This is a genomic window from Fimbriimonadaceae bacterium, assembly GCA_019454125.1.
Taxonomy (GTDB): Bacteria; Armatimonadota; Fimbriimonadia; order Fimbriimonadales; family Fimbriimonadaceae; genus JALHNM01.
In genome coordinates this window covers 520,760-535,405 of the sequence record CP075365.1, presented here as the reverse complement: position 1 = coordinate 535,405, position 14,646 = coordinate 520,760, and the positions used below count along the sequence as shown (strand labels likewise).

Genomic DNA, 14,646 nt, shown 5'->3' with positions numbered 1-14,646 from the left:
CGAGCCGGGCCCCCGGGAAGGGCATGCCGTGATGCGGCGGCTGGGCGGTCGCGCCCCCTCCCCCTACCCCCTCCCCAAGCTTGGGGAGGGGGCGTCCCACCGCCCGCGGCAAGCTGTCCCGCCTCCCGCAGAATTTAGCGTCCGATCGGGCCGCGGATGCCGCCACCACCGCCAGACCCGCCTGTCCCACCTCCCGCAGGCGGCGAGGTTTGGCGACCCTCGGGCAGTTCGCTTTCATCTACGGCGATCTCGCCGTGGAGTCCGGAAGCGTCCATCTCGTCCACGCCTTCCTTGGTCGAGACTTCGATCCACTCGGCATAGACGTCGTCGCCCAGCGAATTCAGCATGCGGACTTCGGAGCGGCCCTTGCCGCCTTCCAGCCGGAGCCGCTCGGATTCGGCATCGTAGCGCACGACGGTCGCCCAAGCGAAGCGCCAGGCGTTGGCGCCGAGTTCCTGCCGAGCCTGGGGCGAACCCGTGACGACGGCGCGGCGCTTGCCCTTTTCGTACCAGTACTCGACCCGGTCGGCGGTCACGGCAATGGGGTACTCGCGCACATTCTTGCCGGTGCGGATCTGCTTTTCGATCTCCCTGCGCTCGTCGCTTGTGGGGGGCGCGGGGGGGTTCTGCTGGGCTATCGCCGCGGGAACGATGGGCTCGAGCGGCGGGATGGTCTCTTCGACCGGCTTGGGCGTGGACTTCGGTTTGATGAGCATGTCGACGGCCCCTGTCATCACGGCCCTTCGCTCCTTTCGAAAGACCACGACGTCGTTGCAACGCATGTTCGCGTCCGTCCCGAAGTACTCGATGTTGCCCTTTGCGGTAAGGACGTCCTTGTCGCGGTCGTACTCGGTCCGGTCCGCCAGGACGATGACTTCCCCGTCGGTCGCGCGGTAGCGCCCTTCGAAGACTGAGACAGCCCCACGGATCGTGGTCTTCGATTTCTTCGAGTCGAGAGGGGTGAAGGTCCAGCGGCGGCGGTCTCCGTCTTGGGCGAGCATGCCGGACCATGTGAGCGCGTAGACCGTCATGGATCGGTCCTTGGTGAGGTACTCCAGGTCACGGGCCTTGACTTCCCCGCCGTGGAGCTTTCCTACGATTTCGCCCGGCACGGTCAGGGTGCCCTTCTCGGGCTCGAACGTGAAGGTCTTGGCCGATAAGTCTAGGCTTGCATTGCGAACCTTAGATTTTTGCTCGCCGGTCAGCTTCCCGGCGTCGTTAAAATAGGTGGCGGTCGTCGCCTCAAAGGCGAACTGCTCGTCCGCGGTCGCCCAGTAGCGGCCGTCGGTCACCGCGAAGAGCTCCACTTTGCTCCGGTCGCGCCCGACCTCGGCGCGGTCCACGTGCGCCCGGGCGAGGATCCTGCCCTTGTCGTCATAGACCTTCCAAACGAAGTCGCGCATCTCGACACCGGGCAGGCTCTCCAGGTCGAGCTCGCGTTTGTACTCGGCGAGCGGGTCGACCGCGATGATGCGCTGCACGGCCCACCAACCGCCGACCGCAAAGCCGACCCCGGCCACGACGGCGATCCCGTTCAAGGCGAGCGACCTACTGGAGCGTGACATCGACAGTCTTTACGACGTTCGTCGAAGCAACCTGTAGCGTGGTCTCACCCGTCTTCGTCCCTTTTGTGGCGCGAATCGTGTAACTGCCGACAGGGAGCCACAGCGAGAAGTTGCCGTTCGCGTCGGCGCGGGCGGTGCGAACGACCGAACTGCCCACGAGAGCGCGCACCACCGCCTGCCCGCCTTCGTTGGCCGGCAACACGCGGCCCTGGACATTGTGGGGCGGGGGTGGGGGCGTGCCCGATCCTTGCGGCGTGAGGGCGACGGAGCCGACTTGCACGATGTTGCCGCTCGGGCCGCTGGGCGGGCTGAAGGAGCGCGCAAAGAAGCCGTTGGCCGTCACCCGACCCTCGAGGCCGAGGAAGACGGCAAGGCCGTTCGCCGAATAGGCGACGCCGGGCACCGAGAACGCTCCGCTGGAATCGCTCGTGCCTCGCTGGCCACCGATCGTGACGGTGGCCCCCGCGACGGCCGCGTTGGTCGAGGCGTTCACGACGACTCCGCGGACGGTGACGGTCGTCGGGCCGACGTACAGGTCGCCGAGGTCCGTGGTCGCCGTCGCGGGCGGGAAGTTGAACGTCCGGACGATTGCGCTGCCGCCTGGCGGCGTATACGTCACGCTGACGCTGGAGACGCCCCTCGGGGCGCTGACTTCGAAGTAGCCGTCGATCGGGTCGGTCGCGGTCGAGGCCGTGCCCGCCCGGACCGTCGCGGTCGGATTGGGCGGAGCCCCGGTCTCGATCCAGACCACGCGCCCGAAAAGGGTGACGGTCTGGCCCCCACCGCCTCCGCCGTTCCCGCCTCCGCCGCCGCACCCGACCAGGGCCAGGGCCAGCAACAGCATTCCGAGAAGGAAGTAGGTTCTCACGAGCCCTCTACCACCAAATTGATGTGGCGGCGGGATTCGGTCGCCCGGAACGTGTAAACCTGGTCCGGCATGAGCAACCGCCGCACGTTACCGTCTGCGACGAGCAGCCGCCTGCCCCCCGCGATGGGACGGAGCCGCAGCCGGTAGTCCACACCGGGCCGCAGGTCTTCCAGGCGCAGGGTGTACGAAGTGCGCGCCCCATTGCGACGGATATCGCGGTACTGCAGCCCCATGTTCACGATACCGATCCGGGCCCGCATCCGGGACGGGGGAAGCTCGGAGTCCAGGGAGACGTCGGGGCGGTCCGTGGCCGTGAACTCCTGCCCGATCCGCACCGAGCCGAACGTGCGCGACCCCTGCTCGAGCCGGACTTCGGCTTCCCAGTTAGGCTTGCGGCTCCGAGTGGTCTCGCGTCCCCGCGGCATGGCCGAGCCGCTCTTGGGGAAGAACACCAACACCGCGCCCTGGGGCAAGTCCGACCGCACGAACACAGCCCGACCGGGGGCAAAGCTCTGGGTCTCGACCATCGCGCCGTCGTCCGGGTTGGCCGTGTCCGGCTCCCAGACGAAGAGGTTGGGGCCGATAATGCCCGTGTTCACGGCCTCGGCGAACGTGGAGAGCGCGTCGGTCGCGGTCGTGACGATGACGTTCGCCTTCGTGACTGTTTCGTCGAAGGGCGCGCTCACCTGGTTCCAGCCGGGCTGGAGCATGACGGAGACGGGCATGCCGGGCACGGATCGGCCCAGCACCGTCCAGTTCTGGTTCGACGCCGCCCGCGTCCAGTAGCCGAGCCCTTGGCGGAACTCGCCGAGGTCGGGATAGAGGCTGTAGCGCGCGACTTCGGGGTTCCAGCGAGCGGCGAGGGTCTGGCCCGGCGCCGAGCGCAAGAGCTCGCTGGGGCCGGGGCGGTAGGGCTCCAACGGCCAGCCCACCATGGCGAGCCGCCCCTGACGGGTGAAGACGTAGGCGACCTCGGACTCGGGTGGGGAGAGCTCCAGGCAGAGCTCGCCCACCGTCTTGTTGACTTGGCGCGAGAAGACCTCGACGGCGTTCCCGCCCGTCCTCTTGAGCACGCGCACCGTGACTTTGCCCGCGCGCAAGTAGCCCGCGTCGGCGATGTTCACACCGAAGGCGAAGTTTTGGGCGACGATGCTGGTGCGCTGCCCGCCGGTCCATTGCACGGCCAGGACGTACTCGCTGCCGCTGCCCGGGTTGGGGAGCCCGGTCAGGGTCCCATAGAACGTGTTCGGCTCGTTCCGGGTGGCGGTGGAATAGGCGCCGGCGGGCAGCTGGCACCGGGCGACCATGCCGAGGAAAGGCAGGTCGACGGTCGTGCGGTAAGGCTGGCCCGAGAAGCTCGACCGTGGGAAGTTCGGAACGACCGAACCGTAGGCGCCGCTCACCTCCATGACGTCGTCCTGCGCGGTCACGAAGAAGCGCGAGAAGTCCGGCCGCCAGTAAATCGGATAAGACCGGCCCGAAAGCAGCGTCTCGTCCCCGTTCGTGGAGACGCGGAAAGCGTTGAGGACGATGTCGAACACGCCGAAGTCGTCGGTGCCGGGATCGGCGACCAGCGGCACGGGCTGGGTGACCAGTTTCAGGCCGGCTCGGTCTTCGACGTCCAAGATGAATTGGCGCAGGGCCCAGCGCTCGAACCGCGCGCCTTCGATCGTGCCGTTGGTCGTACCCGTGAGGAAGTTCAGCACCGCCTGGCCGAGCGCCTCGAGACGGGCGGGGTCGTTAAAGGCGTCCGGATCGGCGAAATAGCGCCGAGTGAACTCGGCGATGAACCCTGGATACTCGGCGAGGACCTTGGCCCAAGCCGTGCCCGCCATCTGGTAGCGGAGCAGGAAGACGCCGCCCGTGTTCCCGCCAGGCGGGAGCCGCGTCGGCAAGAGGTTCGGCGCGATGAACCGCCGCGCCCCCAGGCCGTTCTGGTTATAGAGGTCGTAGAACTGGCCGACGTCGTAGAGCGAGTGGAGGACGCTGTCGATCTGGTCGACGGTGGGGTTGTCCGGTAGGCTGCCGGGAGTCCGTGCGACTTGGATGGTCGCCCCACGCACTAGCCCTTCGTTATAGGCGTCGTAGGGGATCTGCTTGTCCGCCCAATAAGCTAGCAGCAGGCTGTGGATGTAGTTCACGGCCGCGGCGACCGCGTTGTTATAGACCGGGAGCCGGACCTCGGGGCCGCCCGGCGCGTTCGGCACGTAGTACCCGCCTGCCACCGCATAGCGGTCCTGGATGTCCGCGTCGTAGTTCTTGATCTTCACGACGCCGCCCTTCAGGGGCTTGCCGAACGTGGCGTTCATCGCCGGGCGCGCGGCCGTGAAGACGTCCTGCAGGTATTGGCGGTAATCGGTCGGGAACGCGCGCGGGCCGCTGGTGTCGAAGGTCGGCACGATGTCGCCCGGCTCGCGGGACCGGCCGCCCGAAGGCGGCAGGGCGCGCCCCTGCTCGGTGAGCACGACCCGGGTCGGCAGGAAGAAGGGCGTGCGCATCTGGCCCGCCCGGCGCAGTGCGGCGCGGTTCCCCGCGCTGAGGGCCGCGGTCTGGCGCGCAAAGTCGCGCACGGCTGCATCGGCGACCTGTTCCCACTGTCCGGGCGCCTTGCGAGAACCGACCTCGACCCGGAGCTCGAAAGCCGTGGCAAAGCAGGGCCCTAAGAAGAAAAGGGCCGCGAAGAGCGACCCTCGATGATTTCTGATCGGTAGCAATGGATTAGACACCCGCTTTCCTTATGGTATGAGGGGCTCGAGGCGGCTTAAAGTTCGGCTGGAATCGCCGTCCGCCAGGCCGATGACCACGAAATAGTACTGCCTCCCCCGTGTAAGAGCCGGGCCATTGTAACTGGCCCGCAGGTTCGTCGTGCGGGCGCTGGTCCAGAAGGCGTCGACCCCGACCGAGGGGAAGCGGTCGAAGAGGAAGACGACGTACTCCTCCGCGCCGGAACCGCCCCTCCACGTGAATTGGACCGGATTGGTCTGGGCGGCGTTCGCGACAAGCGGCCCGAGCGTCCTCGCCACCACGCGCTCGCTTAGGCGGCTCTCGGTGCTGTTCGGAAAGTCCGGGAAGAGGGCGCTGATCGCGGTGACCGCGTAAGAGTAGACAGAGTTCGGCCGCAGGTCGAGGTCCACGTAATAAGCCGCGAGGGGGTCGGGCAGGAAGTCGATCCCGCGCACCGGGCCGTTCTGCGAATCGCCCCGGTAGATGCCGTACCCCGTGAGGTCTGCGAGCCGACGCTCGTCCCACAGCAGGTCCGCTTCGATGTGCGAGCCGTTGACGGGAGCGCGGGACTTGGCCTTCGCCTGGCCGCGCTGGGCCTGTCGCTTGGGGTCGAAAGCCCGCTTGATGGCTTCATACGGGCTGTCGCCGGGCGCACGCGAGGCGTCCACGGGCGAGACCCATGTCGTCACGGAAAGGTTGGTCGGGGGCTCCAGGAAGGGGAGCCCAGGCTCATCGACGACGAGGTCGAGCTCTCGAGCCTGGCCGGCCCGGAGGCGCACGGTGGTGCGGTCCGAACGAAAACCCTTGCCGCCGCCGGAAACCTCGTAGTCGAGCCCGGCGACAAGGTCGCGGAGCTCGTAACGCCCGTCGCGGTCGGTAAAGGTCCGTTGGCTCGACCCGGCCCCACTGTAGGCGTAGACAGAGGCGTTCTCGACCCGGTTCCCGTTCCGGTCGCGGACGTTCCCCCGAAGGGTGGCGAGCTCGCTGACCCTGCCGACCACGATGTTGGCGCTGGGGGTCGCGGTATCGGCCGTGTTGAACACCTTGGTCCGGCCCCGGTAGCGCACGCCGTCCTGGGTCGCTTCCGCCACGATCTCGACCTCGCCTTCGCCCTGCAGGGGCAGGCTGTACGCCCCGGTCGCGCTGGTCCGGGTGGATCCGAAGCGAGAGGTCACGGTGGCATCGCGCACTGGCTGGTTGTCAATATCGAGGACGGTCCCCTCGATGGTCGAAGTCGTCACGACCGAACTCCCGCCGCAACCGACCAGGACGAGGAGCGCCGCCAGCAAGGCCCAAGTTGTTCGCGCCATGTCTAGGAGTGTAATACGTGCCAGAAACCCTGCAGTAACTCTTAGAACCTATCGGCCTGCCGCCAGGCCCCGGATGGACCGTTTTGGCGGCTTGGCCCTGGCCGAAGGCGGGATGCCGGTAGACTCCCCCGCTCGGCGATGATCCCGATCCGCGACAGTGTTTATTCGCGAGAGACCCCGGTGGTCACGTGGACGATCGTCGCGCTCAACGCCCTCATCTATCTTTGGGACCGTGGGGGGCGGCTGATGGGGCCGAGCATGGCTTTCGCGGACCTTGCGATGGTCCCCGAGAACGTGTGGCTCGCCATCAGCGGGGGAGGCGACCCGGTCGAGGTCGGCAAGATTTTCACCGCGATGTTCCTCCATGGGAGCCTCGCGCACCTTTTGGGGAACGTGATCTTCCTGAGCGCGTTCGGGCCGAACGTGGAAGCGGCCTTGGGCGGTCACCGCTACGCGCTTTACTACCTCTTCTGGGGCGTGGTCGCGTTCCTTTCCCAAATCCTGGTCGACCCCAGCTCGTCGATACCGGTGCTCGGCGCCTCAGGGGCAATCGGCGGCGTCTTGGGCGCCTACTTCCTCCTCTTCCCAGGCAGCCGCATGAAGGTCGTGATCCCGCCGTTCTTCTGGTGGGCGTTCCCGGTCGCGGTCTGGTTCCTCTTGGGCGGGTGGTTCTTGATCCAAGTGCTGTTCCCACAGGACGGCGTGGCGACCTGGGCGCACGCGGGCGGCTTTATGGCCGGGATGCTCACCGTGCTCGTGCTCGGCGGCAGTCGAAAGATCCTCGGCGGGCGCACGTTTGAGGAGGACCCGCACTTTGACGACGATTAAGGTCCCTTGGTGGGCCGTGGCCTCGCTTGTCGCGACCGCCCTCTTGGCCGTCGCCGCGCTCATCCCGCGCTACCGGGTGGAGGCGGGGAACCGCGCCGTCGGCGTGCTCATGGACGCTGAGACCGTGCGACAGTTCGCGGCCGTCTCGAACACGCCCTTGAACGACGCCCTGCGAGACTTGGCCGCGCACGGGCTCACCGGCATCGCGATCACCGAGGACACGGTGGCCGGGCTCGTCGCGGCAGGAGAGCTCACCCTCTCCCCCCTGCCCTCCGGCGACGTTTTGATCCAGGGTTCGGACCTGGCGCTGGCCCGGGTGGTCAAGGGGATCGCGTGGCAGGGAGGGCTGGGATCGGACATGCCGAGCGGAAAGTCTGCGCTGGGAGGGGTCTACTTCACGGGCGACAAGGCCAGTCTGGCGACCACCTCGGTCGGGATCGACCCGAGCCTGGCGCGAAAGGCGAAGGAGGCCGGGCTCGCGGTCGTAGCGCGGCACGTGAACACTCTCGGTGCAGGGCCCTCGTACATCCGCGCGATCCTTGACGATTCGGCCCAAGCAGGCGCGATCGCGTTCCTCCCGGCTGGGGACGTCGTGCTCGGATTTCGCTCTTCGCTGGAGGACACCGGGGTCGTCGTCCAGGACGATAAGTTACAGTATCTGGCTGCAGAGTTTGTAAAAACCGTCGGGGACTCCCGGATCCAGGCGGAGATTCCCGGGAGCGTCGTGCGGCTCCACTCGATGCAACAGGCCGAGGCCGACCGCTCTTCCCCGGGCGCGGTGGTCGAACGGTACGCCAAGGCGTTCCGCGAACGCAACATCCGTTGGCTCCTCGTCCGCCCGCCTGTCGGCGGCAGCCAGGAGCCGTTGAAGGATGCGGACCGGTTCCTGAACTCGCTGAAGAACGCGGTCGTGCACGAAGGTGGCGCAGTGCGGGTGCCGCGCCCCTTTGAAGAGCCCGTCTGGAACCCCTGGTACGCGGTCGGGATCGTCGCCCTCGCCGCCCCGCTGCTCGCGTGGACGGCACAAATCTTGTGGCCGCTCAAGAACCTCGGCCTATTCAGTGCCGGGGTCGTGCTTGCGCTGGCACTGGGATCCGTCTCCCCGAGCCTGCGCGAAGTGGCTTCGCTGGCGCTCGCGGTCGGCTTCCCGCTCGCCGGTTACGCGCTGGTCCGCGCCCTAAGGGCGCCCCCGTTGGCGGGCTTCGCCATCGCCACCTATGCGAGCCTGGTCGGAGGCCTCGCGGTCGCCGGCTGCAACGTCGGCCTTCTCACGATGCTGCAGGTCGAGCAGTTCACCGGCATCAAGGTCGCGGTCTTCCTGCCGGTCGTGGTGGTGGCTGTCCGGATCGCGCTGGACCAGGCTTCCCCGCGCGATTGGGCGCAACGCCCGATCCTCTGGGGAACGGCCGTGCTTGGAGTTGTCGGCCTGGCCGCGATGGCGTTCATGCTGGCGCGCACGGGCAACGAAAACCCGGCGGGAGTTAGCGGAGCCGAGCTCCAGTTCCGCGCGCTGCTCGACCGCTTCCTGCCCGCCAGGCCCCGCACCAAGGAGTTCCTGATCGGCCATCCGGCGTTCTTGCTCGGCCTGACGTTTGCGAGCCTGGCGAGGACGCGGCCGAAGTTGGAGCCCTGGGCGGGGGCGCTCCTCGTCGTCGGCATGGTGGGGCAGACGAGCGTGCTCAACACGCTCTGCCACTTCCATTCGCCGCTCGACTTGGCGGTCGTTCGCATAGCGACCGGCTGGGTCATCGGCGGTATTCTCGGACTGCTCCTCTCGGCCGTCCTCCGGCAAGCGGTGAAGCGTCAGGAGAGCGGGCCAGTGGGACTGTCTTGAAGCTACTTTTGGCCGGCTATTTCGGGTGTGGGAACCTGGGGGACGACGCGATCCTCCTCGGGTTCCATTGCGGCATCGAAGGCAAGGGCTACGAGACGAAGACGCTCTGCGGCAACGCCGAGGGGCTGATGCGCCAGTACGGGATGCAGGGGGTGTACCGGAAGGACCTCAACAGCGTCGGCCAGGCCATCCGTGAGTGCGACGCGCTGGTCTTCCCAGGCGGCAGCATCTTTCAGGACGCCACGAGCACGCGAAGCGTGGCTTACTATTCCAAGCTCGCCCTCGACGCGAAGAAAGCGGGCAAGAAGGTGGTTATGCTGGGGCAAGGAGTCGGCCCCCTCACCGGCTTCTTCGGCAAGAGGATGGCGACTTCCGCGTTCAAGGCGGCCGACCTCGTCGTCGTCCGAGACCCGGCAAGCGGCGCCGCCTTGCGCTCGATGGGAGTGGAGAAGGTCCGGATCGCGGCGGACATGGCTTTCCTTCTGCCGGAACCGAGCCTGAGCGAAGGGTCGAGCGCGGGGTTCGGCGTGGCCGGTACCAAGAGCGTCGGCATCTCTGCGCGGCCGTGGGGAAAGGACCGGAACAAGGCCGTCATCAAACTCTTTGGGGAATTCGCCCAGATTCTGAGCCGTAACGGCTATATCCCGACCTTTATCGAGATGGACTCGGCCTTGGACGGGCCTCTGATCCTGGAGATCGCCAAGACCTTGGGCGGAAAGGTGCCGGACATGCGGAACCTAGGCAGCCCCCGAGCGGTGCAGGAACGGCTGCAGCGCATGCACGCGGTGGTCGCCATGAGGCTCCACGCCGGCATCCTTGCGACCACGGTCGGCGTCCCCGTATTTCTCCTGAGTTACGACCCAAAGGTCTCCGCCTTTGCGAACGCGATCGGCATGCCGGCCCCTCCTCAGTTACAGGGCCTCACCGCCCAGCGCCTATTTGATGGGTTCCAATCGTTCATCCAAGACCGCGACCGCGTTGCCGAGGGTCTTAAGCGTCGTCGAGAAGACTTGGCCAAAGAAGCCCAGAAGAACATTGAGGCCCTTGAAGCCGTTCTGCGTCCTTAGCCTCCTTCTGCTCGCCGGGGTCGCCGCGTGCCAGGACGAGAAGAAGATCGACTCGGGCCTCGGAAAGTGGTTCGACCAGTACGTGCTGGGCCGAATCGAACTCACCGGTTGGCGACGCTTGGGCTATCACACGCGCACCCTCACGGGCGATCTGCGCGCGTTCGACCTGGCCGAATATGGCGGGCAGGGCCTGAGCAAGTTCACCGACCTGGGCCAGGTGCACGTCCAAGGCAACAAGGTCGGCGACATCGCTTCCTTCGAGGTGAATTTCCAGGACAGCCGGTTCCAAGACCCACAGGCGGACCGCTTCAGCGTGGACGTGCAACGCGGGCCCTGGGTCTTGAACGCGGGCGACATCCGCGGGCGGCTCGGCTCGACCAACCGCTTCGCCCGCTTCGAGCGCGCCCTCTCGGGCGTGCAGGTCGGGTACCGGACAAAAGGCACCGAGATCCGCGCGCTTCGCACGGAAGCCCGCGGCCAGGCGCGGACCATCAGCCTCCAGGGCGCGAACTCGGCCGGCCCCTATTACCTTCAGAGCAGCCAGATCGTGCGGGGGTCGGAGCAGGTGGAGGTCGATGGTGTTAAGCAGGTCTTCGGCCAGGACTACACGATCGACTACGACCTGGGCGCGGTGACGTTTGTGAACCGCACGACCCTCGAGGGCCGCATCATTCCCCCCACCAGCACGATCGTCGCGACTTACGAGGCGTTCGGCATCACGGGAAGCCGGGGGCGCATCGAAGGGGTCGCGGTCTCGCAGGACTTCGGAAAGATGGGGCGGGTCGGGCTCACCACGATGCGGCAGGTCACGGGAGGCTCGAACCGCGACTCCACGCGCCTGGAGAAGTTCCAGGGCTTTGGCCCGCCCTCGACCCCATACGTCCTGCAGTTCCAGCCGGACGACGTGAACCGCGTCGTCATCCGCGTGAACGGGATCTTGCAGAGGATCGGCGTGGATTACCGGTTCGACGCGGGGAACCCGTCGATATTCTTCTTCAACCGGTTTATCCCGTCCACCGACAACATCGACGTGCTCTATACGCCCAAGCGGGTGGACACGGTCGTGGGCGACCGGGAGGTCGTCGGCGTCGACTATCGGGTGCCGCTCGGCGGCGATGGGGCGGTGACTTACACCCAGGCGCTCGGACGCTCGACCTCGGGTGGCTCACCCCTGAGCGGCCTCGCCCGGGGCGTGGACGTCAACTACAACTTCGGCAAGGTGCAGGTCGTCAGCTCGGTGCGGGACGTGCCGCGCGGTTACGTGGGCGTGGAGTCCGCAGGCTTCAACCGGAACGAGCGCGCCTGGGACACCAGCCTGACGTACACACCCTCTTCGAAGTGGCGGTACGACCTGGCCCACCGCAATGCGAGCGTCGGCGACCTCCTGCTCTCGCAGAACGCGCCGAAGTCCGTGCGGGCGACCAGCCTAGCCGGCTCGGTCACGTTCACCCCGAGCCAGGGCGGGGCGCCCTGGACTTTAGAGCACCGGCGGTCGGCGAGCGGCGGCTCTCGACCGGAGTCCTCGCTAGACGTCACCTCCTTCGGCACCACGCTCAGCTCGAAGCGTTGGTCCACCCGCTTCGACCTTCAGAACCAGTTCGGTAAAGGCTCGACCACCGTCAACGGCGAGGTCAAACGCAGGGCGGTGGACCTGCAAACGATCAATGCCCGGACGAGCTACCGCTCCAGTGCGGACTGGCAGTTGGACGGGAGCCTGGGGCTCAGTCGCGTCTCGACCGAGGACCAGTCCGGGCTCGGCCGCGAGGTCCAATTAGGGGCGAGCTACCGGCGGGGCGAGAAGTTCTCGCTGCGCATGGAGGCGACGGACAGCGATGCCGGTCCGCTCGCGACGCTGGGCTTCGACTCGGGCCAGGGCGCCGGCTATGACGGCAACGGGTTCAGTTCTGGAGTCGGCAGCACGGCCTTGATCGGAGCGACCAACGCGCGCGCCCTGAGCCTTCGCGGCACCTATATGCCGACCGACCGATTCAACACCTCTGCGGGCCTTTACCTCTATCGGAGCCAAGGCGCGGTGAGCTCCAACAGCGAGACGCGGGGGGCGTTCTTCGACGCGACTTTCCGGGTGCCGGAACGCCTGGACCTGAACGCCCGGGTCGACCTCACCGACACTCGGTTCATCGAATCCCCCCTGACCGCCTCCGCCACCACCCTTACCGTCTACGCTGGCTACACGCCCTATGGCCGCCTCAGCTTGAGGGGCGGGGCGACGGCCCTTTTGACGGGCGGGAACAGCAAGTTCCGCCAGGACAGCTGGTCGTATGACTTTGACGCGGTGTACCGGCTCGCCCCGCGCCAGAACCTCGTCTTCAACTTCCGGAACGGCATCTCGACCGGCTTCCAGTCCCAGCAGGTCTTCGACGCCAACCTGGTCTACCAGTACCAGATTTGGCGGAGCCTTGCGCTGAACGTGGGGTTCCGGTACATCGACGTGAAGAACCGGGACCCGCTCGTGCAAAGCGGCGCCTATTCCTCCCGGGGGCTCGACTTGGAGCTTTCGTTCAACTTTGGCCGCTGACCGTCATTTGTCGACGAAGACCCCGAGTTGGCTTTCCCGGGGGAGCCCGCCCTTGGCGTTCCAGTTGCCGGAACGCGACGAGTCCCGCGCCCACGGCACCGCCTCGGGATAGGTGTCCCGTTGTCCGCCCGCGTCGATGAAGAGGCCGATGCTGATCGCGCGCTCCCTGAGCGAGGCTTTGATCGAGTCGCTCGATGCGCCTAGCGTCACGCCCCGAGAGTTGTACACATCGACGCCGGCCATATCGAGGAAGATGCCGATCCCGTTCGCGTTGCCCGCGCCCAGGCTCAGGTTCGGGGCCTCGTGGACGTCGTCGCCTTCGTGGTCAAAGAGGAAGCCGATGCCGAAGTCGTGGCCCGCCCCCTGCGCCATGTTGAGCGGTGCGACATAGCGGTCGTTGCCGGCGGCATCCTCCAAGTAGCCGATTCCGAAGTGGGCGGAGGCGCCCTGCACGTACCACTGCCCCTTGTATTCGTCGTTGCCGCCGTCGTCGAAGAGCAAGCCGACCCCTTCCCAGTAGCCCACGCCCTGGCCGAAGACGCCGCACGAGTACCTGTCGTCGCCCGCCTGGTCCTGCAGCCACCCGACTCCGCCGCTCAGGCTGTGGCCGGTGACGTAGTCGCCCCGATAGCCATAACCGGCTCCTTGGGCCATGCTGACGTTGTGCTCCGCGGACTGGGGCGAGGGGAAATCGAGCACGGTGTCGTTCGCGATGTACTCGTCGTTCCCGGCCCGGTCGAAGAGCCCGCCGAAGCCCTGCGTCAAGCCGACTCCCTGCACCTCGGTGAACCCTTCGTATCGGTCGTTCCCGGCCAGGTCGTCGACGACGCCGATGCCGAACCGGGCGAAGCCGATGCCGTCCTTATAAGCCGAGTAGACGTCTTCCCCTTCCTGGTCGCGGACGAAGGCGACCCCGAAGGAGGCCGCGCCGATTCCCGGCCGGTGGGTGACGTAGCGGTCGTTCCCGCGCGCGTCGAAAAGGAACACGATTCCGGCCGCCGCGCAACCGGGCCCGGGCGCGTCGCGCCGTTGCTTGCGGGCCGGCCATTGGGCCAACGGCGTTTCCGCCAAGGCCGGGTCCGACAGATACTTGTCGTCCCCCGCGTTGTCGATCACGACGCTCAGCCAGTTCTCCGGGCTGGCGTTGGCGGGGCAGTTCAGATAGGTGTCGTTCCCGCCCGTATCGATCGTCAAAAGGTTCGCCCCGCCCTGGTGCGAACTGTCCGATCCGCCCGTGAGCACGATGCGTCCCCAGGTCGTCTCAAGGCGAAAATCGTACTTGGTCGTCGGGTTGACCGCATTCACGCCGGTCGCGGCCACTTCGACCGCGCTGGCGAGGTCTTGGGCGGCGGCGTACAGATAGCGCATGTCGACCGACCGCGCGGCCCTGAGCGCGGCCGTCTCCTCTGCAACGCCGGTGGGTTCGCTGAGCCCGGCCATCGCCGCCTTGAACAGGGTCGCCGAGTCGAGCCCCCCCAGCATAGGCTGCCTATTCGCATGGCAGCGCGCGGCGACCGAGAGCACGAGGGCTGCCGCCTGCCGCACCTGGCCGGGCACTCCCGCCGTGCTGGGGACAGGGCCCTTCACGACGCCCATTTGCTGGAGCTTCGCGAGCGACTGCTCCAGGGCGTCGGCCTCTTTCGAGGCGTCTGCCTCGGTCGCGACGGGGTCGTTCAAAAGCGAACGGCGCGAACCTTGGCCGATGACCCGACTGGCGTTCTCGATCATCAGCAGCGGCCGCGCCGCGGCCACGTTGAATTGGCGCTTCGTGCGGTCCGCCAGGAACGGAAGTCCCCAAGGATCGTTGTGCGCGGCCGTATAGAGTGGGGTTTCAAACTCGCCCTGGCGATAGAATGCGGCGATGTCGTTGTTGAACCGCGCGGTCTCGCAGGTGAGGCCGACCACACCCAGGGC

At 67.1% G+C, this 14,646-nt stretch carries 9 protein-coding genes; 4 read left to right on the top strand and 5 right to left on the bottom strand.

All coding sequences use genetic code 11. The features are described 5' to 3' along the window. Positions 1 to 134 precede the first annotated feature (134 nt). Genes KF733_02680 through KF733_02665 form a run of 4 tightly spaced genes read right to left on the bottom strand, consistent with a single transcriptional unit; the run spans position 135 to position 6,467 of the window. A complete protein-coding gene (locus KF733_02680; GenBank protein ID QYK56390.1) occupies positions 135 to 1,565 on the bottom strand; it encodes a hypothetical protein in 1,431 nt (476 codons plus the stop codon). Further along, complete coding sequence (locus KF733_02675) at positions 1,549 to 2,433, bottom strand: hypothetical protein (GenBank protein QYK56389.1); 885 nt, start codon at positions 2,431 to 2,433, stop codon at positions 1,549 to 1,551. Before KF733_02675 ends, KF733_02680 begins: the two co-directional genes overlap by 17 nt. Then, positions 2,430 to 5,159: a hypothetical protein gene (locus KF733_02670; GenBank protein QYK56388.1), complete on the bottom strand. Its 2,730-nt coding sequence runs from the start codon at positions 5,157 to 5,159 to the stop codon at positions 2,430 to 2,432. The genes KF733_02675 and KF733_02670 overlap by 4 nt, the downstream gene beginning before the upstream one ends. A gap of 9 nt (positions 5,160 to 5,168) precedes the next feature. Then, positions 5,169 to 6,467, bottom strand: a complete 1,299-nt coding sequence (locus KF733_02665) for a carboxypeptidase regulatory-like domain-containing protein (GenBank protein ID QYK56387.1) — start codon at positions 6,465 to 6,467, stop codon at positions 5,169 to 5,171. A gap of 138 nt (positions 6,468 to 6,605) precedes the next feature. Here KF733_02665 and KF733_02660 point away from each other — a divergent pair, with 138 nt between their 5' ends. From KF733_02660 to KF733_02645, 4 genes are read left to right on the top strand one after another with little or no spacing between them, the layout of a single operon-like run. Beyond that, positions 6,606 to 7,295 (top strand): rhomboid family intramembrane serine protease, encoded by a 690-nt coding sequence (locus tag KF733_02660; protein ID QYK56386.1) that lies wholly within the window; start codon positions 6,606 to 6,608, stop codon positions 7,293 to 7,295. Next, a complete protein-coding gene (locus KF733_02655) occupies positions 7,282 to 9,129 on the top strand; it encodes a hypothetical protein (GenBank protein QYK56385.1) in 1,848 nt (615 codons plus the stop codon). Before KF733_02660 ends, KF733_02655 begins: the two co-directional genes overlap by 14 nt. Continuing rightward, entirely contained in the window at positions 9,126 to 10,196 is a 1,071-nt protein-coding gene (gene csaB, locus KF733_02650; GenBank protein QYK56384.1) for a polysaccharide pyruvyl transferase CsaB, read from the top strand. The genes KF733_02655 and csaB overlap by 4 nt, the downstream gene beginning before the upstream one ends. Further along, the gene (locus tag KF733_02645) at positions 10,174 to 12,732 is read left to right on the top strand and encodes a hypothetical protein (protein ID QYK56383.1); all 2,559 of its coding nucleotides are present in this window, start codon (positions 10,174 to 10,176) and stop codon (positions 12,730 to 12,732) included. Before csaB ends, KF733_02645 begins: the two co-directional genes overlap by 23 nt. 3 nt (positions 12,733 to 12,735) lie before the next feature. Here the strand turns inward: KF733_02645 and KF733_02640 are convergent, their stop codons facing one another. Beyond that, positions 12,736 to 14,637, bottom strand: coding sequence for a hypothetical protein (locus KF733_02640; GenBank protein ID QYK56382.1), 1,902 nt, complete (start codon positions 14,635 to 14,637; stop codon positions 12,736 to 12,738). Positions 14,638 to 14,646: the final 9 nt, after the last annotated feature.